Here is a 22,699-nt window from a genome sequence, read left to right on the forward strand (position 1 = left end):
GTGTTCCAAATGTGCCTTTGCTCGTGCGCGGCCTCTGCTAGTGTGGCCGCCCTTACGGAACCGGCGGGCGACAGACGGGTCGAATACGGGGTTCGCTGCCTGCTCACCGCCGCGATGTCATTTCGTTGGCCATCAGTTACGAAACGCATGTGATGCTTCAAAAAAACATTGCCTCTTCCTCCCTGAGCTTCGGGGATCCGATCCTGACAGCGGTGCACAGGGCACTGGGCGAGATTCAGGGAAACCGGCCGTTTGCCCTTACCGGCGAGGACGGCGTTCGTTTCGTGCTGGCGCTCGACGGCAGCGACGATCATCAGATGGCTGCCTTCGTCGACGGGTTTTGCGGTGGGGAGGCTGATCTGGTGATCTCCGGCGTGCGCGCGCGGATGATGAAGCTGACGCCCGAATCCGATGACGGCGCTGTTCTCACCCCGGTCACGTCGATCTCGGCCGGCGGCCCCGACATGGCACGAGTGATGGAAATCGCCACCGCGCTGAAGCCCGACGCCGTGCCGTCCTTCACGCCTGCGGGCCGGACCGCGGGCACCGCTGTGGACCTTGCCAAGCTCGCCCAACGCATTCCCGCCTGCCTCGTTTCCCGACCGGTCGAGCCGACCGACGACGACGAAACGCTGATCACGGTCAGAACGGAAGATGTCGAGGTCTTCCGCGCGCGGCTGGCCGCCACGCTCAAGCCGGTGAGCGAGGCACGCGTGCCGATCGCCGATGGAATCGCCTCGCGCTTCGTCATCTTCCGCAATGCCATCGGCGGCATCGCCACAGCGGTCATCGTGGGCGAACCGGATGCGACCGCCCCCCTGCCCGTGCGGGTCCACTCTTCCTGCGCCACCGGCGATATCTTCGGCTCCCGGCGCTGCGATTGCGGCGAGCAGCTTCAGCTCGGCCTGCACCGGCTGGAGGAGCTTGGCGGCGGCTGCCTGATCTATCTCGATCAGGAGGGACGCGGGCTCGGGCTTGCCAACAAGATGCACGCCTACACGCTGCAGGATCAGGGGCTCGACACGGTCGATGCCAACATGGTGCTGGGTTTCCACGACGACGAGCGCGACTACCATGCCGCCGGTTTCATGCTGAAGCGGTTGGGCTGGGAGCGCATCACGCTGTTGACCAACAACCCGACCAAGCTCACCGGCCTCGCGGCGGCCGGAATCGAGATTTCCGACCGTTTGCCGGTGGTCACGAAGGCGAACGCGGACAATCGCCGTTACCTGGAGACAAAGGCGCGCCGCGCGGGGCATCTGCTCGGCACGGCAGGCCTGCTGGAGACGGTGTAGCGGGGTCTCCCTGAACAGAGCGGCAGCCCAGAAGCCATCCCGGCGCATCGGTGGAGAGGAATGAAGATATTCTTCGCCGCGCACACTGCATACCCTAACGACAGAATATGCGATTTCCGCTAGTCTCGCCTCCATTCTTCGGAGGGGAGAGACCGAATGCTGGAAGATGATGTCGCCTACGGCGCGGCGGCGCGGACGTTTCACTGGATCACCGCGGCGCTGGTGCTGACGATGGTCCCTGCCGGGTTCGTCATGCTGAGCGCCCCATCCGGCGCGATCCAGAATTTCCTGTTCGACTATCACCGCTCGTGCGGGGTGGTGCTCTTCGTGCTTACCGTGGCGCGGCTCGCGTGGCGCTGGAAGTCGCCGCCAGCCGCGATCATCGAGGATATCCCGCTCATCCAGCGCATCGTCGCGCGGGTGGTGCATTTCCTGCTCTATGCGCTGCTGCTCGTCCAGCCCATCGTCGGCTGGATCGGGACATCGGCCTTTGGCGCGAAAATCACCGTCTTCTGGCTGTTCGTGCTGCCGCCAATCGTCGACAAGGACAAGGCCGTCGCCGACACGTTCCTCGAACTTCACGAGACACTGGGACTGACCATGACGGCGCTCGTGGCGATGCACATCGCCGGCGCGCTTTACCACCATTTCATCCGCCGCGACCGAACCTTGATGCGGATGGTGGCGGGCGCTTGAGTCGGTCGGATTCGGCGCGTGTCTAACGGTTGGCGGGCGGACGCACGAAGGGTTGGCGGTCGTAGGTGGGGACGCTCTGCCGGCGGATGAGCTCGTTGGTCTTGCGGCGGATCTCGTCCTGCTGGCGATCGCGGATCTGCTGCTGACGCTGGCGCAGGGAGTCGCGCAAGGCCTGGTCTGTCTGCTGTTGCTGGCGCTGCAAAAGTTCCGCCCCGCTCGGCGAAAGCTGGGCGACCGCCACCGAGCCCAGAGCGAGGGCGACGAGCAGCGGCAGCAAAAGGGCGATGATCGGGCGCATGAGTCCGATATAGGTGTTCAGCCCTTCAATGTGGAGTGCCAAGAGTGACATTGATCGTCGCAGCCGCGCGCCGCTCCACCGGGCGGACAGCCGTGTCCGCTTCACTCCGGTTGGCCTTTCTCCAAGGTCTTGCGTCCTAGCCCGTTTCAGCAAAGCCATTTTTTTCGCGTTCCAGACCCGCGACGAGATCGTTGAAGCCCTCGCCCTGGATCAGGATGTGGCTCTTCAGAATGGCTTCGGCCTCCTGCGGCCGTTCATTGACGATGGCATCGACGATGGCGCGATGTTCGGCGAGCGAACGGCGCACACGGCCGCGAACGCGAAGCTGGAGCCGCCGGTAGGGTTTCAGCCGACGGTGGAGCGCCGTCGCCTGGGCGCAGAGATAGCCGTTGCCACAGGCGCTGTAGACCAGGAAATGAAAGCGTTCGTTCGCGTAGTAGTAGGTATCCAGTTCGCCGCGCGAACAGGCCGCCTCGCAGGCCTCCAGCGCTTCGTTCAGCTCCGCCGTTTGCGATACGGTCATGCGGCGGGACGCGAGACGGCCGCACATGCCCTCCAGCTCGGCCATCACCTCGAACATCTCGATGATTTCCGAAATCGAAGGTCGGCGGACAAAGGCACCGCGACGGGGTTTGAGATCCACCAGCCCGGACGCCGCAAGATGCTGAAACGCCTCGCGGATGGGCGTTCGCGAAACCTCGAATCGCCTGGCGAGATTCACCTCGTCGAGCCGGTCGCCAGGGGCGTAGGTCCCCGTCAGGATATCCTGTTCAAGCTGATCACGCAGCCGGTCGGCAATCCGCTCACTCATAGGCACATCCCTCGACGCCCCTCACCCGGGACGGCCCTCGCGCAATCCCATGCCATCTTGCAGGCTCGTTCAAACCGGATACGAAAACAGATTTCGCTTTCCCGAAAGCGACATTGCGGAAAACACCAATTTTCAAGTCCCGCTTCGCCCTTAGTCCAGACCAACAAGCTCATCTCGTCTGTCCGGGTGTTTCTCACGAACCGTTCTGCATCCCATCGAGTGTTTTAATCCTGCTTCCTGTATACAAGAACCTTGACTCTGTGTGCATGCCTCCGTCAAGCTGGCTTTACCCAACGTCATAAAAATGCCGGCAACGACCGGCGGGAGGAAACGACATGCCGACAACCGCCTTGCGGAAATGCATCACTGTGGCCGCCATCACCGCTGCTCTTGGGGCGACGGGCCTCATCGCCGCCGCCTCGGCCGCCGACATCACGCTCAAGGCCTCGCACCAGTGGCCCGGCGGCAAGGGCGACGTGCGCGACGAAATGGTGCAGATCCTGGCGCGCGAAGTGGAAAAGGCCGATGTGGGCCTGAAGATCCAGGTCTATCCGGGCCAGTCGCTGTTCAAGGCCAAGGAACAGTGGGGCGCCATGGTCAAGGGCCAGCTCGACATCGCCGCCTTCCCGCTCGACTACGCGTCGGGCCGTCACCCGGAATTCTCCGTAACCCTGATGCCGGGGCTGGTGCGCAACCATGAGCGCGCGGCGCGGCTGAATTCCTCCGAATTCATGAAGCAGATCAAGCAGGTCGTCAACGATGCCGGCGTGGTGGTGCTTTCCGACGCCTGGCTGGCCGGCGCCTTTGCTTCCAAAGAGCGCTGCATCACCTCGCCGGACACCATCAAGGGACAGGTGACACGCGCCGCGGGGCCCGCCTTCGAGCAGATGCTGGTGGGTGCCGGCGGTTCTATCGCCTCCATGCCGTCGTCGGAGATCTACACCGGGCTGCAGACGGGCGTTCTCGACGCGGCCAACACCTCGTCGGGCTCTTTCGTTTCCTACCGGCTCTATGAGCAGACCAAGTGCCTGACCAAGCCGGGCGCCAACGCGCTGTGGTTCATGTACGAGCCGATCCTGATGTCCAAGCGGTCCTTCGACCAGTTGAGCAAGGAACAGCAGAACGCGCTGATGGCGGCCGGCAAGGTGGCGCAGGATTACTTCGCAGGCGAGGCCAAGGGGCTGGACGACAAGCTCGTCAAGACCTTCCAGGACGCGGGCGTCGAGGTCGTCGAAATGAGCTCGGACGACTATCAGGCCTGGCTCGAGATCGCGAAGGCGACCTCCTACAAGAACTTCGCGGAGAAGGTCGAAGGCGGCCAGGCGATGATCGACGCAGCGCTGGCGGTGGAATAGCGACAAGCCGCCTGATGGTGCGGGTACCCGAGCGTCCGAGGCTTGCTCCCCTCCCCCCCTTGCGGGGGAGATGTCGGCCTATGGCCGACAGAGGGGGGTGAGCCGCTCGCACCGAACTTGCCGCCTTACCCCCCTCTGTCACGCAAGAGCGTGACATCTCCCCCGCAAGGGGGGGGGGGAGGGCGCAAGCCGCCCCAACCCGGAACACGTCCAACTTCCGAGAGCCTCGGCCCGCGTCAGGACCCCTTCATGAAAGCCTATATCTCCCTCGTTTCGAGCCTTTCGCGCGTCCTTGGCGTCATTGCGATCCTGCTGGTCGCGGGCGCGGCGCTCGTCGTGTGCCAGATGGTGTTCGTGCGCTACGTGCTGAACGGATCGACCGTCTGGCAGACCGAGTTCGTCATCTATGCGCTCGTCGCCGCGACGTTTCTCGGCTCGCCCTTTGTGCTGCTGGAAGGTGGGCACGTGAATGTCGATCTGTTGCCCAATGCCATGCCGCGACCAGTGCGGCTGGTCATGAACGCGGCGGCCGGGCTCGTCGGACTGGCCTTCGCCGCATTGCTGGCCTGGTCGGGCTGGATCTATTTCGAGGAAGCGTGGACCAACGGCTGGACGACGGACACGGTCTGGGCGCCGCCCTTGTGGATCCCGCTGGCACCGCTGCCGCTCGGCATCGGCGTCCTGTGCCTGCAATACGTTGCCGAGATCCTCCGTCCCTTTGCGGGCAACGGGTACGGGAAGGCCATCCTATGACGCCTCTTGCCATCGGAGCGCTGGTTCTCCTCGCACTCATCGCGCTTCTCGCCATCGGCACGCCGATCGCCTTCGCGCTCGGCTTCGTCTCCATCGTCACGCTGATGGTCGTGGAAGGCACCGGCTCGCTGTCGATCCTCGGTGAGACGTTCTTCGGCGGGCTCGCCTCGTTCTCGCTCGTCTCCATTCCGATGTTCATCCTGATGGGCGCGGCGGTCGCCTCCTCGCCGGCCGGCAAGGATCTCTATCTCGCGCTTGATCGCTGGCTGAACCGGGTTCCCGGCGGGCTGGTGCTCTCCAATCTCGGCGCCTGCTCGATCTTCGCGGCCCTTTCCGGCTCCTCGCCCGCAACGTGCGCGGCCATCGGCAAGATGGGCATCCCGGAAATGACGAGCCGCGGATACCCCAAGGAGATCGCCGCCGGTTCCATTGCGGCGGGCGGCACGCTCGGCATCCTCATTCCGCCGTCCGTCACCATGATCGTCTACGGCATCGCGACGGAGACCTCGATCGGCCGGCTTTTCCTGGCGGGCATTCTGCCCGGCGCCATGCTGACGGCGCTGTTCATGGCCTGGACGCTCTACTCCTGCCGGCGCCGCGGCATCGGCCTTTCGGACGTGACCGAGCGCTTCACCATGCGCCAGCGCTTCGAGGTGCTGCCGAAGGTCATTCCCTTTCTGCTGATCATCGTCGGCATCCTCTACGTGCTCTATGGCGGGGTGGCGACGCCGTCGGAAGCGGCGGGCGTGGGCGCGGTCTTCTGCATCGTGCTGGTGATGGTGATCTACCGGTTGTGGAAGGCGCGGCCGCTATGGATGGTGCTGCGCGACACGCTGAAGGAAAGCGTCATGATCATGATGATCATCGGCGCCTCGGAACTTTTCTCCTTCACGCTGTCCTCAATGTTCATCACCCAGTCGATCGCCGCCTGGATCGCGGACCTGGACGTCAACCGCTGGGTGCTGATGGGGGTTATCAACCTCTTCCTGCTGGTGGCGGGCTTCTTCCTGCCGCCGGTCGCGGTGATCCTGATGACGGCACCGATCCTGATGCCGATCATCACCCAGGCGGGCTTCGATCCCTACTGGTTCGCGGTCGTGCTCACCATCAACATGGAAATCGGCCTGATCACCCCGCCGGTGGGGCTGAACCTCTATGTCATCAACGGAATCGCCCCCGATATCACGCTCGGCCAGATCCTTCGCGGCGCGCTGCCCTATGTATTGTGCATGGTTCTGGGCATCGTGCTGTTGTGTGTCTTTCCCGAGATCGCCACATGGTTGCCCAGAGCCATGATGGGGTAGCCACGATGCGGCGACCCGGAAAGGAAGAGGCCATGACAACGATCGAACAACGAGGAGAAACGAAGCGCATGAGCATGCTGCAGGACATGCTGTCGGCCCTGGTGAGCCGAGGCGCACGGCTGATGGAGGGGCGCGACGGCACCTACTCCGCCGAAAGCCTGGAGGCGTTGTGCCAGGCGCTGCTTTCCTCGCGCGGTGAGGCGTCGGGCGTGGCGCTGGCGAGCGAGATCCTGCGTGGCTTCGATACGCTCGATGCCGAGGGGCGCAGGGATTTCCTGATCATGCTGGGCGAACCGTATGACCCCGACCCGGACCGGGTGGAAAATGCAGCAGCCGCCTATCGCGAGAACCATAGCAACGAGGCGCTTGCCGAACTGATCGCAGCCACCGAGCCACCGCGCCAGGAACTGTTGCGCCGGTTGAATCTTGCCCCCGGCGGCACGCCCGCGCTCGTGCACATGCGCGAGGCGCTGCTGCCATTGCTCGCCGACAATCCGGGGCTGAAGCGGGTCGATGCCGATTTCGGCCGGCTGTTCAGCTCATGGTTCAACCGCGGCTTCCTGGTGCTGCGCCACATCGACTGGGAAACCCCGGCGCACATTCTGGAAAAGATCATCGAATACGAGGCGGTGCATGCGATCCACACCTGGGACGAGTTGCGCCGCCGCGTGCAGCCGGCCGACCGGCGCTGCTTCGCCTTCTTCCACCCCTCCATGCCGGACGATCCGCTGATCTTCGTGGAGGTGGCGCTGTCGCGTGAGATCCCGGCATCGATCCAGGGATTGCTTTCGGAGGATCGCGAGGTACTGAGCCCGGACAAGGCGACGACGGCGACCTTCTATTCCATCTCCAACTGCCAGACGGGCCTCAGGGGCGTTTCCTTCGGCAACTTCCTGATCAAGCAGGTGGCCGAGGATCTGGCCCACGAGATCCCGGGCCTGAAGACCTTCGTCACGCTGTCGCCGGCGCCGGGCCTGACGCGCTGGATCCAGGCTCAGGCGGAGGAAGATCCGGACGGACGCGCGGCTCAGGCGCTTGCGTTGACGGCGGCGGATGGCTGGCATCTCGATGAAGAGGTCGCGGGCAAGGCCGAACCGCTGATCAAGGGTCTAGCGGCGGAATACTACCTCAACGCCAAGCGCTCGGACGGCCAGCCGATCGATCCGGTCGCGCGCTTTCACCTCGGCAACGGCGCGATGCTGCGCCAGATCGACTGGCTCGGCGACACCTCGCCCAAGGGCCTTTCGCAATCGGCGGGGGTCATGGTGAATTACCTCTATGACCTTGGGGACGTGGAGGCCAATCACGAGGCCTACGCGACACGCCGTGAGGTCAAGGCGGCCCGCGCGGTGCGCGGCCTGCTGCCCTCCGGCGACCGGAAGGCGAAAAAGCCCGAAATCGAAAAGAAGGACAAGGATACGGCATGACGAACGGTTCCCCCAACGTGCTCTACGACGCCCTGCTGGGCAGCCCGCGCGATCCGGCCAAGGCGCTGATCCGGCGCCCAGACGGCGGCGAGATCAGCTACGGCGAAATGATCGCGCTGACGGGCCGGCTTGCGAACGCGCTTGTCGCGCTAAGCGTGGAGCCGGGGGACCGCGTGGCTGTACAGGTGGAGAAATCGCCGGAAGCGCTGGCGCTCTACCTCGCCACGGTGCGCGCCGGCGCCGTCTTCCTGCCGCTCAACACCGCCTATACAGCGACCGAGATCGGCTATTTCGTGGGCGATGCGGCGCCGAGCCTCATCGTCTGCGATCCGCGTTCGGAAAAGGTCCTGCACGAGATCGACCGCGATGCGGCCGCCGCGCTGAGGACGCTCGACGCCGACGGCGCGGGAAGCCTGATGGACCTCGCCGCCGGCCAGCCGGACGATTTCGCAAATGTGCCCCGCGCCGCCGAAGACCTCGCGGCGATCCTCTACACGTCGGGCACGACGGGCCGCTCCAAGGGGGCGATGCTGTCGCATGCGAACCTGCTCGACAACGCCCGCACGCTGGTGGAGGCTTGGCGTTTCACGTCCGACGATGTGCTGCTGCACGCGCTGCCGATCTATCACACGCACGGGCTTTTCGTTGCCTGCAACACGGTGATGGTGTCGGGCGGGTCGATGATCTTCCTGCCCAAGTTCGACGCGGATGCGATCATCTCGCATCTGCCGGACGCGACATCGATGATGGGGGTGCCGACCTTCTACACCAGACTTCTGCCGCGCGAGGACTTCACCAAGCCGCTGGTTGCACACATGCGGCTCTTCACCTCCGGCTCGGCGCCGCTGCTGGCGGAAACCCATGTGGAGTTCGAAGAGCGTACTGGTCACCGTATTCTCGAGCGTTACGGGATGACGGAGACCAACATGAACACCTCCAACCCCTATGACGGCGAACGCCGCGCCGGGACGGTGGGCTTTCCGCTGCCGGGCGTCTCCCTGCGCATCGCGCACCCGGAGACGGGCGAGGAACTGGCGGCGGGCAAGATCGGCATGATCGAGGTGAAGGGGCCGAACGTCTTTTCCGGCTACTGGCGGATGCCTGAGAAGACCGCCTCGGAGTTCCGGCCCGACGGTTTCTTCATCACCGGCGATCTCGGCCAGATCGATGAGGACGGTTACGTCCATATCGTTGGTCGGCAGAAGGACCTGATCATTTCCGGCGGCTTCAACATCTACCCGAAGGAGATCGAACTGGTGCTCGACGAATTGGACGGGGTGGCAGAATCCGCCGTCATCGGCGTGCCGCATCCCGATTTCGGCGAAGGCGTGGTGGCGGTTATCGTTCCAAAGAAGGGCGCGAAGCTTTCAGAGGACGGCGTGAAGGCGGCGATCGGCGATCGGCTCGCGCGCTTCAAGCAGCCAAAGCGCGTGTTCTTCGCCGACGCCCTGCCACGCAACACCATGGGCAAGGTGCAGAAGAACGTGCTGAGGGACGAGCACGGGGCCGAGTTCAAGGAGACTACGGGGGCGTGAGGGCGGAGCCCGCAAATGGTATCGGGTTATGTAATTCTATTTCTCCTCCGTCATCCCGGCCTCCGAGCCGGGATCCATGCCGTGCAAGCATCCGCGCGGGAGAAAATTGAACCGGCGCGGCTTCGCCGCACTTGTTGCGCTGGATTCCGGGTCTAGCCGTGCGCCTTCGGCGCAGACCGCCCGGAATGAGGGCGTGTGCGTGAAGCTTCAAGCCCAACCCCACCTTCCTCATTCCGGACAAGTGAGGCGCAGCCGAGCGCCGATCCGGAATCCAGAAATCAGTGCGCCCGCAAGGGCGCTCCAATTCACGCCCCTTCCCCCGCGCCCCATTCCCGGTGTACGAACCGTGAACCCTTAACGGCCCTCAAGGATTCGCGAACCCGTCATGGAATGGTCGCCGCAGCAGGAAGAAGCCCTGAGCGAGGTGTCGGCGTGGCTGAAGGCCCGCCCCACGCAGGTCTTCCGCCTGTTCGGCTATGCCGGCACGGGCAAGACCACGCTCGCCCGCCATCTGGCCGAGGGCGTGGAGGGCGACGTCGCCTTCGGCGCGTTTACCGGCAAGGCCGCGCATGTTCTCAGGACCAAGGGCTGCGACGGCGCTTCCACCATCCATTCGATGATCTACCGCCCGCGCGGTACCGACGAGGACGACGACGGCCCCTCCTTCTCCATCAATCGCGACAGCGCGGCAGCCTCCGCCTCGTTGATCGTCATCGACGAATGCTCGATGGTGGACGAGGATCTCGGTCGCGATCTGCTTTCCTTCGGAACGCCCGTTCTGGTGCTCGGCGATCCCGCGCAGTTGCCGCCCGTGAAGGGCGGCGGCTTCTTTACCGAAGCCGAGCCCGACGTGATGCTGTCGGAAGTACACCGGCAGGCGGCCGACAACCCGATCATTCGGCTTTCGATGGATATCAGGGAAGGCAGGTCGCTCGATTATGGCACCTATGGCGAGAGCCGCGTCATTCACCGTCGCGAGATCGACGCCGATGCAATCCTGGCGGCCGATCAGGTGCTGGTTGGACGCAACAAGACCCGCCGCCTCTACAATGACCGCATCCGCGAGCTGATGGGCTATTCGTCCAAAATGCCGGAAGTGGGCGAGAAGCTGGTGTGCCTCAGGAACGACAAGGCCAAGGGGCTGCTGAACGGCGGCCTGTGGACGGTCAAACGGGCGCATCCGGCCAAGCGCGGCAAGCTGCAATACGATGTCGCCCCGGAGGAGGGTCTGCGGCGCAAGTCGGTTCGGGTTTCCATCGTGCCGGACCTTTTTTCCGAAGGTGCCGACGACCTGCCCTACGCGCTACGCCGCCGTTCCGACGAATTCGACTATGGCTACGCCATGACCGTGCACAAGGCCCAGGGCTCGCAATGGGACAACGTGGTGCTGTTCGACGAAAGCTGGGCGTTTCGCGAGCATCAGGCGCGCTGGCTTTACACGGCGGTGACGCGTGCGGCGGAAAAGATCACCGTCGTCAAGTGAGGCTATCCTGGAGCGCTTTTCGATCGAACGGGCCCGTTTGATCGAAAAGCGCTCTAGCCACGATAGGCGACGAGAACGGCGCCTGCGCCGATCAATGCCACACCGAGCCAGTTCGGCAATGACAGCCGCTCACCCAAAAATATCACGCCGAAAACCGCGACCAGCACCACCGACAGCTTGTCGATCGGCGCGACGCGGGCGGCATCACCAAGTTTCAGCGCACGGAAATAGCACAGCCACGAGCCCCCCGTCGCGATACCGGACAGGATGAGGAACACGTAGGTCCGGCCGGAAATGGAGCCCAGCGACTGATATTGCCCCGTGACGACAATGATGCCGGCAAGCACCAGAAAAATCACGACAGTGCGGATGAGTGTGGCGAAATCGGAGCCGACATTCTCCACCCCGACCTTGGCGAAAATGGCCGTCAGCGCTGCGAAACAAGCCGCAAGCACAGCCCATATCTGCCAGGAGAGCAGAAGGTCCTTCATCAGACGTTCCTTCATTGCCCGCGGCGGCTCCAATCAGGTACGTCAGCGGGAAGAGCTATTATTCCTCCAGCCCGGCCGCCTGCCTGAGCGCGGCGTTGATACGCTCCTGCCAGCCGGGGCCAGCTTCCTGAAAATGGGCGAGCACGTCGTTGTCGATTTTCATCGTGACCACTTCGCGGCCCGCCGGGATCGGGTTGCGCTTGAGGACGGGCGTTTCCGGGGCGGGCTTGGTCGTGACTTTCTTGAACATCGCCTCGGCCTGATCCTTGGCGGAGGTATAGCGGTGGGAAGCCATCGCGGGTTTTCCGATTCTTCTTGTGGTGAAGGGTTCGCCATCATGTCACAGGCATCGCGTCGGCGATATGGCGAGGCCAACGCAACCTGTGCTGAAAGTACCGGAACAACTTTAACAGTCTCCCGCCGAGCTGCCTTGCTCGCCCCGGACAGGCCTGCCCCGCTGGCCGGTCATTGTGACTTGCCAGGCCCCGGGCGCGGCGGAGGTCCTCTTCACGCCCACCACTTCTCCACCTTCTCCAATGCCTTCCATCTGGCCTTGGCCGCGGCCCAGGCATGGTCCGCATTGGCCTGGTGCCACCCCATGACGTAGCCGGCGGCCAGCAGCCCCTTGTCCCGGTCGGTGCGCGAGCCCGGGTCGATATCGATCAGTTTGCGGGCCATGGCGACATCGTTCAGATAGCCGAAAACATCCTGCAACGCCTTCAGCTCCGCCACAAACGGCTTCAGTTTCCTTGGCTTGGCGAGGCCGGCAAAGAACTCTACCGCATAGCGCAGGCTCTTGAGCTTCTTGCGCAGCGCATGACGTTGTTCGATGTTGAGTTTCTGAAGCTTCGCGGCCCCCTTCACGCAGGACTTCCAGCGCCTTTCGAGGGCCGATGCGGCAAAATCCGCGACCGGCTGCGCCAACAGGGCCGTCTGGTCGATATTTTCCGTCAGCCAGCCTCGTGTTTCCGCGTAACGGCCGAGATCGAGCAGGAAAGCGTTGAGCGATGGTTCCGACAGGCCGGCAATCACATTCGCCCGCGTCTTCACGCGCCGTGCCTCAAGTGTCGCGATCAGCGCCTTGGCGCCATCCGGGGCCCGGGAGGCGGCCGGTTGCACGATATCGGAAATGATCACATCGGCATCGCGCAAGCCCCCCACCAGCTGCCCGATGCGCTTTGCCTCGGCATCCAGACGGTGGGTCTCGGCCGTATCGGCAAGCGGCGCAAACACCGTGAAGGCCGAACGCAGCCGGCGCAGCGCCACGCGAAGCTGGTGCGGCCCTTCCGGATCATCGCCGGCAATGGTCGCCAGCCGGTTATGGGCGATACGATCGAGGCACGCGCGCAGGATGTCTGCGTAAGCCTCCTCGGCGGTCATTTCAGCCGCCATTCGGTGTACGAGCCCTGTCTGCGGTGCGAACGGATCGGGTTTTTCGCCCCTGGCCAGCCTGTAGCCTCGCGCCGCCTTGCTCAGCGGGGAAAACCGAATTGGCCCGTCATCGAACAGGAGGCGCGCGACCTCATAGAGCGCGCCAAGCGAACCGGTGAGGAGTTCCAGTTCCGCCTCCAGAAGCGGCAAGGTGCGCTCGCCGGCAACAATCTCGCCACTATCGAGCGCAAACTCGACGTCCCCTTCCTCGACCTTCAGGGTCCGGATCGTGCGGCGCATGCGCGTCTCGAAACGCGCCAGAAGCGGCGCTTCACCGATCCGGCGGACAATCTCCCGAGCGACCTCGGGGGCGCTGATCATGTCGAGATGCGGCTCGGCGCCGGGAACAGAGACCTCCAGTTCCATCGGCGTCGACAGGCCGGCGCGAACCGCCTTGCCCTGCTTGACCGTCTGGATCCACTTGCGCCCGTCTTTCCTAACCCTGAGAGAAAGACCGGCGTTGAACAGCGCATCGTCCGCGGTATCGTAATATATGGAGAGCAGCGTGCGAGTCGTGGCGCGGCCGACAGTGAGTTCACGCAGGGCTGCGTGATTGCGCAGACGGTCTATTTCGGCTGGCTGCAGTTCGAACTTCAGTTCGGCTTCCATGTTCGACGCAGACATCGTACGGAACTCCCCAAATACGCAGGATCGAAAAGACCCGGCGAAGACTAGTATCCGCCAAGGCCCCGTCCAAGCCCGCATTTCCATGACGGGCCAGATAGCCGGCTAAGTATTTATGCAGAAAATGGGCAACAAGCGCCTGGAAGGAGCCATCATGGTGCATGACGAGAGTTTCCTGAAGCGGGCGATCGCGGCCGGCAAGGGCGCTGAAAAAGCCGATCTGGTGCTGAAAAACGTGACCTTGCTCAGCGTCATCGATGGATCGCTGACGCCGACCGACATCGCCATCGTCGGCGATCGGATCGTCGGCACGCATGCCACATACGAGGGCTTGCGCGAAATCGACGCAGCCGGCCGTATTGCCGTGCCGGGCTTCATCGACACCCACCTGCACGTGGAATCGTCTCTCGTGACCCCGCACGAGTTCGACCGCTGTGTGCTGCCGCACGGGGTCACCACCGCCATCTGCGATCCGCACGAAATCGCCAATGTGCTGGGCGCTGAGGGCATACGTTATTTTCTGGCGTGCGCCGAAGCCGTGGTGATGGATCTCAGGGTGCAGCTTTCCTCCTGCGTGCCGGCGACGGCTTTCGAAACGTCAGGCGCGCGGCTGGAAATCGCGGATCTCCTGCCGTTTGCCGACCACCCGAAGGTGATCGGGCTTGCCGAGTTCATGAACTTCCCGGGCGTGCTTGCCGGCGACGACACAGTGCTGGCCAAGCTCGCGGCCTTCCAGGGCGGCCATATCGACGGACATTCGCCGCTGCTGTCCGGCCTCGATCTGAACGGCTATCTCGCGGCGCGCATTCGCACCGACCACGAGGCGACAAACGCCCGCGAGGGACGCGAGAAACTCGCCAAGGGCATGAGCGTGCTGATCCGCGAGGGCTCCGTTTCAAAGGATCTGGAGGCGCTGAAGGGACTGGTGGACGCGAACACCTCGTCCTTCATGGCGCTGTGCACGGATGACCGCAATCCGCTCGACATCGCCGAGGAAGGCCATCTCGACCACATGATCGGGCGACTGATCGCCGATCTCAAGACGCGGGATGTGCCGCTCCATCATGCCTACCGGGTGGCGAGCTGGTCGGCGGCGAACGTGTTCGGGCTGCGCGACCGCGGGATGCTGGCGCCGGGCTGGCGGGCCGATATCGTGCTGCTGGACGATGTCGAGAAGTGCCACGTTCATTCGGTGGTCGCCGGCGGGCGCCCCGTCGAAACGGAGGCGTTTGCCGCACGCAAGTCCGTCGCTCCCGTGGGACTTTCGAGCATGAAGGCGAAACCCGTGACGGCCGACAGCTTCAAGGTGCCCGCGCAGAACGGACCGACACCGGTGATCGGCGTCAAGGCCGGACTGATCCTCACCGAGCACCGCGAGATGCATCTGCCGGTGCATGAGGGCGGCGCTTCGATCGATACAGATCAGGACGCGATCAAGGTCGCCGTCGTGGCGCGGCATGGCATCAACGACAATATCGGCCGGGGCTTCGTCACTGGCTTCGGCCTGAAGCGCGGGGCGATCGCGTCCTCCGTCGGCCATGACAGTCACAATATCTGTGTGGTCGGCGCCGACGAAGCGGACATGGCGGTCGCCGTCAACCGGCTGATCGCGCTGAAGGGCGGCTTCGTGGTGGCTGAGGGCGGCGTGGTGCGGGCGGAACTGGCGCTGCCCATCGCCGGGCTCATGTCACACCTGCCATTCGGGCAGGTACACAATGCGCTTCTTGTGCTGCGCGCAGCGGCGCGGGAACTCGGCTGCACCTTGCCCGAACCGTTCCTTCAGGTCGCGTTCCTGCCCCTGCCGGTGATCCCGCATCTGAAAATCACCGACTTCGGCATGTTCGATGTGGACCGCTTCGCGCTCATCGAGTGAGCCCCCTTAGTGCCTTACTCCCCGCTTTCACCCTCCTCTACCATCGCACGCAGTCGCGCGATGTCGATAATCTCGAGGTCGCGGCCGGCGCGAGACAGAACACCCTGCCGCGCGAGGCTGCCGATTTCGCGCGTAACGGCCTCGCGGTGGGTGGAAACGCGCACCGCCAGATCGCCATGGGTGGGAAAGCGGGGGATCAGAACGCGCACCGCGTCATCGGGCGGATCACCGGCAAGCCGCAGGATTTCCGACTGGATGCGGGTCTTGACGGACAATGTGGAGAAGGCGAAGACCCGCGCCGTGAGCTCGCGGACCTGGGAGACCAGATGGCGGGCGACGGCTTCCATGACACACGGCTCGTCCCGCATCGCCATGCGAAAGATCTCCGCCGGCAACCGCGCGACGACGCAGGCACTGGACGCTTCAACGCGGGCGGAGCGGGGTGCATGGTCGATGGCGGCCAGTTCTCCAAAAATGTCGCCCGCTTCGATGATGCGAAACGCGACAGCCTTGCCTGTGCGCGAATAGAGCATCACCCGCGCCGTGCCGCTTGCCAGGAAATAGACGTCGTCGTGATCATCGAGATAGGGAACGATCTCCTCACCGTCGTCGTAGGCGCTCCAGTGGCAGGCCGCAGACAGCCGATCCAGCGCCCCTTTCGACAGTTTTTCGAAGATCCCAAAGGACCGCAGACTGCGGCCACACTGCCCCACCGATTTCACGACGCGCCCCTCTTCACGTTCTGGCAAGGGCGCGCCGGCCCGCCACGACAAACGTGACCTGAAGAATACGCCAAGATCGACGCAAACGGAATCGTCGTTATGGTGGAAAGACATGCACTGGCACCGTGAGACCGGCCCCACGGTGCCAGTGCTGATGACAGGCCTATTCAGCCGCGGTCGCCGCCGCCGGCTCGGACGAGTGCGCGCGGTGCGGGACCGCCTGCTGCTTGTGGGGTTTCTTCGCCCAGGGCGCCTGCTTGAACCAGCCAACCACATAGGCGGTAGCGATCAGTATCGCGAAGCCAACGAGATTGGAGACGATCTGGCCCATATAGTCTTCGGTGGAGACCTGATCGCGCACGATGGCAATCGCTTGCGCCGCCACAAGGCTCATCAGGAACACGGCGAGCGACTGTTGACCGACCTTCTGAACGATGCGAACGAAGACGCCCCAGGCCCCGCTGCCCCTGAGCCGTGCGCCCGCCTCGCCTGCCGCGATCCACGCGAGATAGGCGAGCGAGAGGAAGTGGACATAGCGCAGGATGCCGAAATGGGTCTTGTCGGTGACAGGCAGAATCGCGCGCGCCATTTCCAGCAATTCCGGCACCGCCCCGAGAATGCGGAAATAGGCAAACGGCACGGTCGCGATGACGACGAGGGCCGCCACCACGGCGAGCCGCCTGGAAACCGGCGGAGGCGCGAGCCAGCCGCGCATGAAGGCGAAACCGGTGAAAAAGCAAAGCTGCCAGGCAAAGGGGTTGAAGAACCACGGCCGGTTCGACCAGGGCTCGGCCGGCAGGTCGATCAGACGGAAATTGGCGACAAGCCACATCACCACCACGGCCGCCATGGCAAGTCCCGGCCCGCCAATGCGCCTGAGACCCATGACGATGGGCACCATCGCCAGAATGGCGATGTACATGGGCAGGATGTCGAAATAGTTCGGCACGTAGGTGAGTGTCAGGAATGCCGGCAGGTTCACGGCCGGATTGTCGAAGAAATAGTGCAGGTTGAGCTCGCCGACATAGTCCTTAGCGAACCAGCCCGTCGCATCGGCCGCCGCCAGCATCGAAGCAATGACGAGAAACAGGCCGATATGCGCCCAGTAGACCTGCCACATCCGATAGAGAATGCGCGCCGTCCCCATGCGCCAGCCGATGAACTCGAAGACGCGACCGAAGGCGATGGCAGACGCCATGCCGGAACAGAAGACAAAGATCTCCGTCGCGTCGGAAAAGCCGAAACGCGCCGGGATCCACAACGCCCCCCAATTGCCCGGCAGGTGCGCGACGAAGATGATGAACATGCCCAGACCGCGGAAGAAATCGAGCCTCGGATCACGCTGGCGCTGGCCGGGACGGTGATCGCCGGCAAGATCCGGCGCGACGTCCGGTGCCGCGTTCGACGCGGCGACAGATAGAGAGGGGGCTTTGTCCATTCTGTTCGCGGGAACCTCTGTGTCGGTCGGCCGGCGCACCTCGTCGAACGCCTTCTCGGTCCGGCCTGCCACCGGTCCCGCGTCATTGCGGGCGGGGCGCAATCTCCTGCCTCATCCACGCATAGCCGTCAAAGGGTCATTTCGTGATCCTTGCGACATATTTGTGGCAATCCTTCAGGCAGAACGGCGTGCCGTCGTGGGAGTTCCCTCAGCCAACGCCTGATCGAGCGCGGAAAGGCGACGCGAGGCGAAACCGTCGCGGCCGCTGCGGTGCGCAAGCCTGTCTTCAAGCAGCCTGCGGGCATCGCGCAACAACCCGGCACGCATCGCCGCCTCTATCATGATCTGCTCGAAAACATCACGCTGGGCGTGGCTTCCACCCACACTTTGCAGGTTGGGGCGGGCACGGGCAAGGCCACGATAGGCTGCACCGTAGTCGCCATGCTGATAGGCCTGAAGCGCCTGCGCACTCGACACGCCAGCCGACGCTGTCACTGCGTCCATGTCACTCAGCGCACGCTCGCCGCTCATGCGCAACCGGCACAAGAGCTTGTCGACCGCCCCCTCCCGCCGTCCGCCGACCAGGGCCAGCATATAATGGAGATCGGCGAAGACCAGACAGCCGTCCTCCGTCCGCCCGGCGGAGAGATCGGCCAGTTCCTGCCAGCGCCCTCCCACATCGACCCCCTCCATTTCCAGACGCGCGAGCAGCGAGGCGCCATTGGAGATATCGCGATAGTCGTCCGTGTGGTCGTGTCGCACCCGCTCATCGTAGAGCCGCAGCACCTCGTCGATCTCGCCACGATCGAGATGCATCAGCGCCAGGTGCCACCACATGTGATAGCGAAAATTGTTGCAATGAGCCCAGCCCTGTGGCCGTCCGACAAGCCAGGCGATGCCGCGCTCTCGTTCGCCGCGCATCTCGTACACATGGGCGACCGCGTGAATGCCCCAGGCATCGTCGGGCGAATGGGCGACGGCACGCCGACCGACGGCATCCGCTGCCTCGAGATCGCCGGTTTCCTCCAGCGCGAAGGCATGACACCCCAGGACGTAGCCGTGCGCGGGATGATCTTCGCCATAATGCGGCAAGACGTTTTCGATGGAGCGCCGCATGCCGGTGCTATCGCCCATCATGAAGCGGATGGCGTGGACGAGCTTCAGCGCCAGGGCATCGCCGGGCCAGGTTTCGAGCACGCGTTCCAGAGCATCACCGGCGGCCAGCGTGCGGCCCTGCAACCAAAGCGCAAGGCTGTCAAGATAAAGTGTTTCACGGGCTCCCGCCCCGTTTCGTTGACGGATATCTTCCGCCGTGCGATGCGCTTGTCGAGCCGTCTCGACCAGTTCGCGCCGTCCCATCAGCAGGCAGAACAGCCCGCGGGTAACGGTGGCGAGCAGGAAGTCCGGCTCGCGTGCAATCGCCTCTTGAAGATGATCGGCCGCATCGGCGGAATGGGTCAGGCAACCGAGGATGGTCCTGTTCCAGGCATCGCGAGCGTCCGGGCTCTCCACCGGCAGATCATAACCGAACATGTCGGATTGGGGCATGCTTCTCAGGTCCTTCGCGGAATATGCGGGGCCGACAATATTCGACGTCCGCCACGTCTTTCGAGCCGCCCGCCGCAGCTTGCTTTCGCGGCGTATCGGAGAGCGGGAACGGCTCACGTCCTCATGTGCAATCGGGTCAGGGAACCCTCGTTAGACCAATGATTACAAGCAACACACAAGTCCGTGTGCTGGTCGTGTCCGGCGCGGCAATGGTTTTCGTGACGATCGCCGGCTGGATGGCCGGCGGGTGGCGCGTGGGCATCGGCGCACTGATCGGCATCCTTGCGGGCTTTGCCCTCTATCATGCCAGCTTCGGCTTCACCGCCGCCTGGCGCCGCTTCCTGCGCGAGCGTCGCGGCGCCGGACTGAGGGCGCAGTTCGTGCTCATCGTGACGACCATCGCGGTGGCCTTTCCGCTGATGCACTACGGTCGCGATTTCGGCATTCCCGTCGGGGGGTTCGTGTTTCCGATCGGAGTCGCCCTCATCGTCGGCGCCTTCATGTTCGGCATCGGCATGCAGGTCGCGAATGGCTGCGCATCGGGTACGCTGTTCACTGTCGGCGGCGGTTCAAGCCGCATGGTGGTGACACTCGCGGCCTTCGTGGCCGGCTCCGTGATCGCGACGGCGCATATTCCGTTCTGGAAATCGCTGCCGGAGGAAAAAGGTTTTTCACTTATCGCGCATTTCGGACCATTCGGAGCGTTCGTCGTGACCGCCGGGGCACTCGCGATCATCGCGCTCGTCAGCATCCGGCTCGAAAAGCGCGAACATGGATCCGTGGAATCTGCGCGCCACACCGGATCGTTCCTCGCCGGCCCTTGGTCGCTCATTCTCGGGGCGCTCGCCATCGCGGTGGTTTCGCTCGCAACTCTCGTGGTTCTTGGCCGGCCCTGGGGCATCACATCGGGCTTTGCGCTGTGGGGCGCCAAGATTGCCTATGCGATCGGAATCGACGTGACCGACTGGGAATACTGGCGCGGAATGAAGGCGGCCGTTACCGATCGCTCGGTCTTCGCGGATGCCACTTCGGTCATGAACTTCGGCATCATCGCAGGTGCCATGGCGGCAGCGGCGCTCGCCGGGAAGTTCCACCCCAAACGGTCCATCACCGCGCGTGAAGCGACAACCGCGATCGCCGGCGGCCTGCTGATGGGCTACGGCGCGCGGCTTTCGTTCGGCTGCAACATCGGCGCCTATCTCGGCGGCATCATCTCCGGGTCGCTGCACGGCTGGATCTGGTTCATTTTCGCGCTTGCCGGCTGTCTCGCCGCGCTGCCGCTGCGTCGCCTCGCAGGCATGGATCCGGCCCGCCCGGCAACCACATCCGCACCTGTTGTCGCAACCGTGCAGAAGTGATCGGAATCTTCGCCTATCTTCGGTATACGGATCATCTTTTCGCCTCCCAAGGGGTGAAAAGATGATTCTTTCTCGGAGACGACCATGCGTATCATCGCCCTTGCCCTGGCAGCCCTCTTGACGATGGGCACAGTCGGCGCCTCGGCGGCCCCGGTCTGGCCCAAACGTGCTGGCTGGATCATCCAGCCAACGCCCTACAGCTTCGACGATCTGACCGATCGGCTGAAGAAGGCCATCGCGGGCGAGAAGATGAACCTTGTCACCCAGGCCAGCGCTTCCGACGGCGCGCGCGCGCAGGGGATCGACATTCCCGGCAACCGGGTCTTCGGCGTTTTCCGCAACGACTATGCCCGGCGCATGCTGGCCGCCTCTCTCGCCGCCGGCATCGAGGCGCCGGTGCGTTTCTACGTGACGCAGAACCTCGATGGCACGGCGACGCTCGCCTACAAGACGCCACACATGGTCTTCAAGCCATATTTCGAAGATGGCGGGGATGACTTGCGCGCGGTCGCGGATGAACTCGATGACGTCTTCAAGGCAATCGCGGTGCGCGCGATCCGGCCGGAGGGGCCGGATGAAACCGAAACCTCCCGCCAGAACTGAGTTTCACGCGCGCATTTCAGAACTTGCCGTCATAGGCCCGCCGTCCGATGCGGCAGGCGAGAATGGTGAAGGTTTTCCGAGCCAGGGCCGCTTCCGCCTCCCGGCGCAGATCCTCGACGTCTTCCACCCAGACCCCCGCACCGCCAAACGCCGTCGCCACAGCCGGAAAGTCGGTCTCGCCGAAATCGACGCCCGCATTGGCACGCTGGCCTGAACGCTGCTTCAGTTCGATCAGCGCGAGCGAGGTGTCGACCAGCACCACGACGATCGCCGGCAGCTGCAGATCGCGCAAGGTGGCGAGTTCGCCAATCCCCATTTCCAGCCCCGCATCGCCGACGAAGACGATAACGGGGGTCTCCGGTTCCGCCCGCTTGTGACCGGCGCCGAGCGGCAGAGCACAGCCCATCGTGCAAAGGCCCGAGGACTGGAGCAACGTGCGCGGCGACGGGCATCGCCAGATCTGCGACAGCAGAATGCGGTGGGCGCCGCTGTCGGCGGTCGCGACCGTCTCGCGCGGCATCACATCGCGCAAGACGTGAAAGACGGTGGCCGGCCCCCAACCATCCGGCTCCGCCGCGAAGGCCTCATGGAGCGCGCCGCGCGCCGTCAACGTTTCGCTTTCCGTCCAGGTGGCTTGCGGGGCAACACCCTCGCCAAGAGCCGACAGGGTGGGCGCGATACCGCCGGTCAGGGTCGCGCCAGCCTGGTGCATGCCATGCGTACGCGGCACCGCGGCGATCTCGACGGCCCTGGCCGCCTCCCACGGGTCGCGCCAGCCGATCCGCATCTCGATCGGGTCATATCCGGCCAGAAGAACGAGATCGGCCCGGGCGATCAACGGCATCAGGATGCCGTCGGCTTTGGGTGAGAGCCCCGCACCACCAAGACACAGAAGATCGGCTTCATCGATCAGCCCCTTGGCCTTGTAGGAGGTTATGAGCGGAACCTGGAAACGCCGGCAGAAGGTTTCGATCGCGGGTCCCGCCCCTTCGTTGACCGCATCGACACCGGCGATCATCAAAGGGCGGCGGGCAGAAGCGAGCATGACGCGCGCGGCCTCGAGCATCGGCCCGCCGGCGGCCGTTTCGCGCAATCCCGTCGCCGGGTCGATCACCGGCACCTGCTCGTGCGCCTCGGCTTCAGCTATCGAGATCGGCACGTCGATATGTACCGGGCCGGGCTGCCCCTCGCCGGCCAGCATGATCGCCTTTTTCATCACGGCACCGACAGCACCCGGCGAAACGCGAAAGCTCGCCTTGACGATGGGCCTCAATACAGCCTGATGATCGAAGACCTGATGGGTATAGCTCGCGGCCTCTGCCTCATCGACACAGCCGGTGAGGAAGATCAGCGGCACCCGATCCTGGCAGGCGTTGGCGATGACATTGACCGCATTGGCCATGCCGGGCCCGAGCGTTGCCACCAGAACGCCCGGCGCGGCCGACGGGCCGGCAACGCTCATGGCATGCCATTCGCCCTCGGCCATGAAGCCGCCGGCGTTCTCGTGCTTGACCAGGACGAAGGAAAGCCCGGCGTTCTCCAGAGCCTCGATCAGGGCCAGCACCTCTCCGCCAGGAATGCCATAGGCCGTGCGACAGCCAGCGGCGTGGAGCGCACCGGCGATGATATCGGCTGCATTCATGAAGCTGTCCTG

Annotated in this window: 20 protein-coding genes; 11 read left to right on the forward strand and 9 right to left on the reverse strand. The window is 64.2% G+C overall.

Translation table 11 applies throughout. The annotated features are described in order from the left end of the window. The first annotated feature begins 152 nt into the window (after positions 1 to 152). Both ribA and C8N35_RS02395 read left to right on the forward strand, forming a co-directional pair. Positions 153 to 1,295 carry a GTP cyclohydrolase II RibA gene (gene ribA / locus C8N35_RS02390; protein ID WP_107988016.1) on the forward strand — a complete coding sequence of 381 codons (1,143 nt, stop codon included), beginning with the start codon at positions 153 to 155 and terminating at the stop codon, positions 1,293 to 1,295. Between the two features lie 156 nt (positions 1,296 to 1,451). Beyond that, positions 1,452 to 1,991: a cytochrome b gene (locus tag C8N35_RS02395; RefSeq protein WP_107988017.1), complete on the forward strand. Its 540-nt coding sequence runs from the start codon at positions 1,452 to 1,454 to the stop codon at positions 1,989 to 1,991. 22 nt (positions 1,992 to 2,013) lie between these two features. Here the strand turns inward: C8N35_RS02395 and C8N35_RS02400 are convergent, their stop codons facing one another. Continuing rightward, on the reverse strand, positions 2,014 to 2,331 hold the full coding sequence (locus C8N35_RS02400; protein ID WP_146177333.1) for a hypothetical protein: 318 nt from the start codon (positions 2,329 to 2,331) through the stop codon (positions 2,014 to 2,016). Between the two features lie 94 nt (positions 2,332 to 2,425). Next, positions 2,426 to 3,100 (reverse strand): GntR family transcriptional regulator, encoded by a 675-nt coding sequence (locus tag C8N35_RS02405; RefSeq protein WP_107988019.1) that lies wholly within the window; start codon positions 3,098 to 3,100, stop codon positions 2,426 to 2,428. A 335-nt stretch (positions 3,101 to 3,435) separates the two neighbouring features. On the opposite strand from C8N35_RS02405, the gene C8N35_RS02410 reads away from it, so the two are divergent. The 6 genes from C8N35_RS02410 (at position 3,436) to C8N35_RS02435 (ending at position 10,957) form a co-directional block, all read left to right on the forward strand. Beyond that, on the forward strand, positions 3,436 to 4,455 hold the full coding sequence (locus tag C8N35_RS02410) for a TRAP transporter substrate-binding protein (RefSeq protein WP_107988020.1): 1,020 nt from the start codon (positions 3,436 to 3,438) through the stop codon (positions 4,453 to 4,455). A gap of 249 nt (positions 4,456 to 4,704) precedes the next feature. Further along, positions 4,705 to 5,208 (forward strand): TRAP transporter small permease subunit, encoded by a 504-nt coding sequence (locus C8N35_RS02415; RefSeq protein WP_107988021.1) that lies wholly within the window; start codon positions 4,705 to 4,707, stop codon positions 5,206 to 5,208. After that, positions 5,205 to 6,512, forward strand: coding sequence for a TRAP transporter large permease (locus C8N35_RS02420; RefSeq protein ID WP_107988022.1), 1,308 nt, complete (start codon positions 5,205 to 5,207; stop codon positions 6,510 to 6,512). The genes C8N35_RS02415 and C8N35_RS02420 overlap by 4 nt, the downstream gene beginning before the upstream one ends. 32 nt (positions 6,513 to 6,544) lie before the next feature. Continuing rightward, a complete protein-coding gene (locus C8N35_RS02425) occupies positions 6,545 to 7,939 on the forward strand; it encodes a malonyl-CoA decarboxylase (protein ID WP_245926632.1) in 1,395 nt (464 codons plus the stop codon). After that, the gene (locus C8N35_RS02430; protein ID WP_107988023.1) at positions 7,936 to 9,474 is read left to right on the forward strand and encodes a malonate--CoA ligase; all 1,539 of its coding nucleotides are present in this window, start codon (positions 7,936 to 7,938) and stop codon (positions 9,472 to 9,474) included. Before C8N35_RS02425 ends, C8N35_RS02430 begins: the two co-directional genes overlap by 4 nt. A 385-nt stretch (positions 9,475 to 9,859) precedes the next feature. After that, positions 9,860 to 10,957 carry an ATP-dependent DNA helicase gene (locus C8N35_RS02435; protein WP_107988024.1) on the forward strand — a complete coding sequence of 366 codons (1,098 nt, stop codon included), beginning with the start codon at positions 9,860 to 9,862 and terminating at the stop codon, positions 10,955 to 10,957. Positions 10,958 to 11,010: 53 nt separating this feature from the next. On the opposite strand, the gene C8N35_RS02440 is transcribed toward C8N35_RS02435, so the two are convergent. The 3 genes from C8N35_RS02440 to C8N35_RS02450 all read right to left on the reverse strand — a co-directional run bounded on the left by C8N35_RS02440 (position 11,011) and on the right by C8N35_RS02450 (position 13,503). Continuing rightward, entirely contained in the window at positions 11,011 to 11,448 is a 438-nt protein-coding gene (locus tag C8N35_RS02440) for an EamA family transporter (RefSeq protein ID WP_107989024.1), read from the reverse strand. A 58-nt stretch (positions 11,449 to 11,506) separates the two neighbouring features. Continuing rightward, positions 11,507 to 11,743, reverse strand: a complete 237-nt coding sequence (locus tag C8N35_RS02445; RefSeq protein ID WP_107988025.1) for a BrnA antitoxin family protein — start codon at positions 11,741 to 11,743, stop codon at positions 11,507 to 11,509. A gap of 212 nt (positions 11,744 to 11,955) precedes the next feature. Continuing rightward, on the reverse strand, positions 11,956 to 13,503 hold the full coding sequence (locus C8N35_RS02450) for a CYTH and CHAD domain-containing protein (RefSeq protein ID WP_170122001.1): 1,548 nt from the start codon (positions 13,501 to 13,503) through the stop codon (positions 11,956 to 11,958). Between the two features lie 154 nt (positions 13,504 to 13,657). Here C8N35_RS02450 and ade point away from each other — a divergent pair, with 154 nt between their 5' ends. Further along, positions 13,658 to 15,376 (forward strand): adenine deaminase, encoded by a 1,719-nt coding sequence (ade, locus tag C8N35_RS02455; protein ID WP_107989025.1) that lies wholly within the window; start codon positions 13,658 to 13,660, stop codon positions 15,374 to 15,376. Positions 15,377 to 15,390: 14 nt separating this feature from the next. On the opposite strand, the gene C8N35_RS02460 is transcribed toward ade, so the two are convergent. The 3 genes from C8N35_RS02460 to C8N35_RS02470 all read right to left on the reverse strand — a co-directional run bounded on the left by C8N35_RS02460 (position 15,391) and on the right by C8N35_RS02470 (position 19,084). Then, positions 15,391 to 16,125 (reverse strand): Crp/Fnr family transcriptional regulator, encoded by a 735-nt coding sequence (locus C8N35_RS02460; protein ID WP_170122002.1) that lies wholly within the window; start codon positions 16,123 to 16,125, stop codon positions 15,391 to 15,393. A gap of 136 nt (positions 16,126 to 16,261) precedes the next feature. Further along, positions 16,262 to 17,536: an OpgC family protein gene (locus tag C8N35_RS02465; RefSeq protein ID WP_107989026.1), complete on the reverse strand. Its 1,275-nt coding sequence runs from the start codon at positions 17,534 to 17,536 to the stop codon at positions 16,262 to 16,264. Positions 17,537 to 17,710: 174 nt separating this feature from the next. Further along, on the reverse strand, positions 17,711 to 19,084 hold the full coding sequence (locus tag C8N35_RS02470; RefSeq protein WP_107988028.1) for a tetratricopeptide repeat protein: 1,374 nt from the start codon (positions 19,082 to 19,084) through the stop codon (positions 17,711 to 17,713). 158 nt (positions 19,085 to 19,242) lie between these two features. Between C8N35_RS02470 and C8N35_RS02475 the strand changes: the two genes are divergently transcribed. Together C8N35_RS02475 and C8N35_RS02480 are read left to right on the forward strand one after the other, a co-directional pair. Then, on the forward strand, positions 19,243 to 20,442 hold the full coding sequence (locus tag C8N35_RS02475) for a YeeE/YedE family protein (protein WP_107988029.1): 1,200 nt from the start codon (positions 19,243 to 19,245) through the stop codon (positions 20,440 to 20,442). A gap of 84 nt (positions 20,443 to 20,526) precedes the next feature. Continuing rightward, positions 20,527 to 21,045, forward strand: coding sequence for a DUF302 domain-containing protein (locus tag C8N35_RS02480; RefSeq protein ID WP_107988030.1), 519 nt, complete (start codon positions 20,527 to 20,529; stop codon positions 21,043 to 21,045). Between the two features lie 16 nt (positions 21,046 to 21,061). Here C8N35_RS02480 and C8N35_RS02485 read toward each other — a convergent pair whose 3' ends face one another. Then, the gene (locus C8N35_RS02485; protein ID WP_107988031.1) at positions 21,062 to 22,687 is read right to left on the reverse strand and encodes a thiamine pyrophosphate-binding protein; all 1,626 of its coding nucleotides are present in this window, start codon (positions 22,685 to 22,687) and stop codon (positions 21,062 to 21,064) included. Positions 22,688 to 22,699: the final 12 nt, after the last annotated feature.

Origin of the sequence: Breoghania corrubedonensis (assembly GCF_003053845.1) — a bacterium.
Taxonomy (GTDB): domain Bacteria; phylum Pseudomonadota; class Alphaproteobacteria; order Rhizobiales; family Stappiaceae; genus Breoghania; species Breoghania corrubedonensis.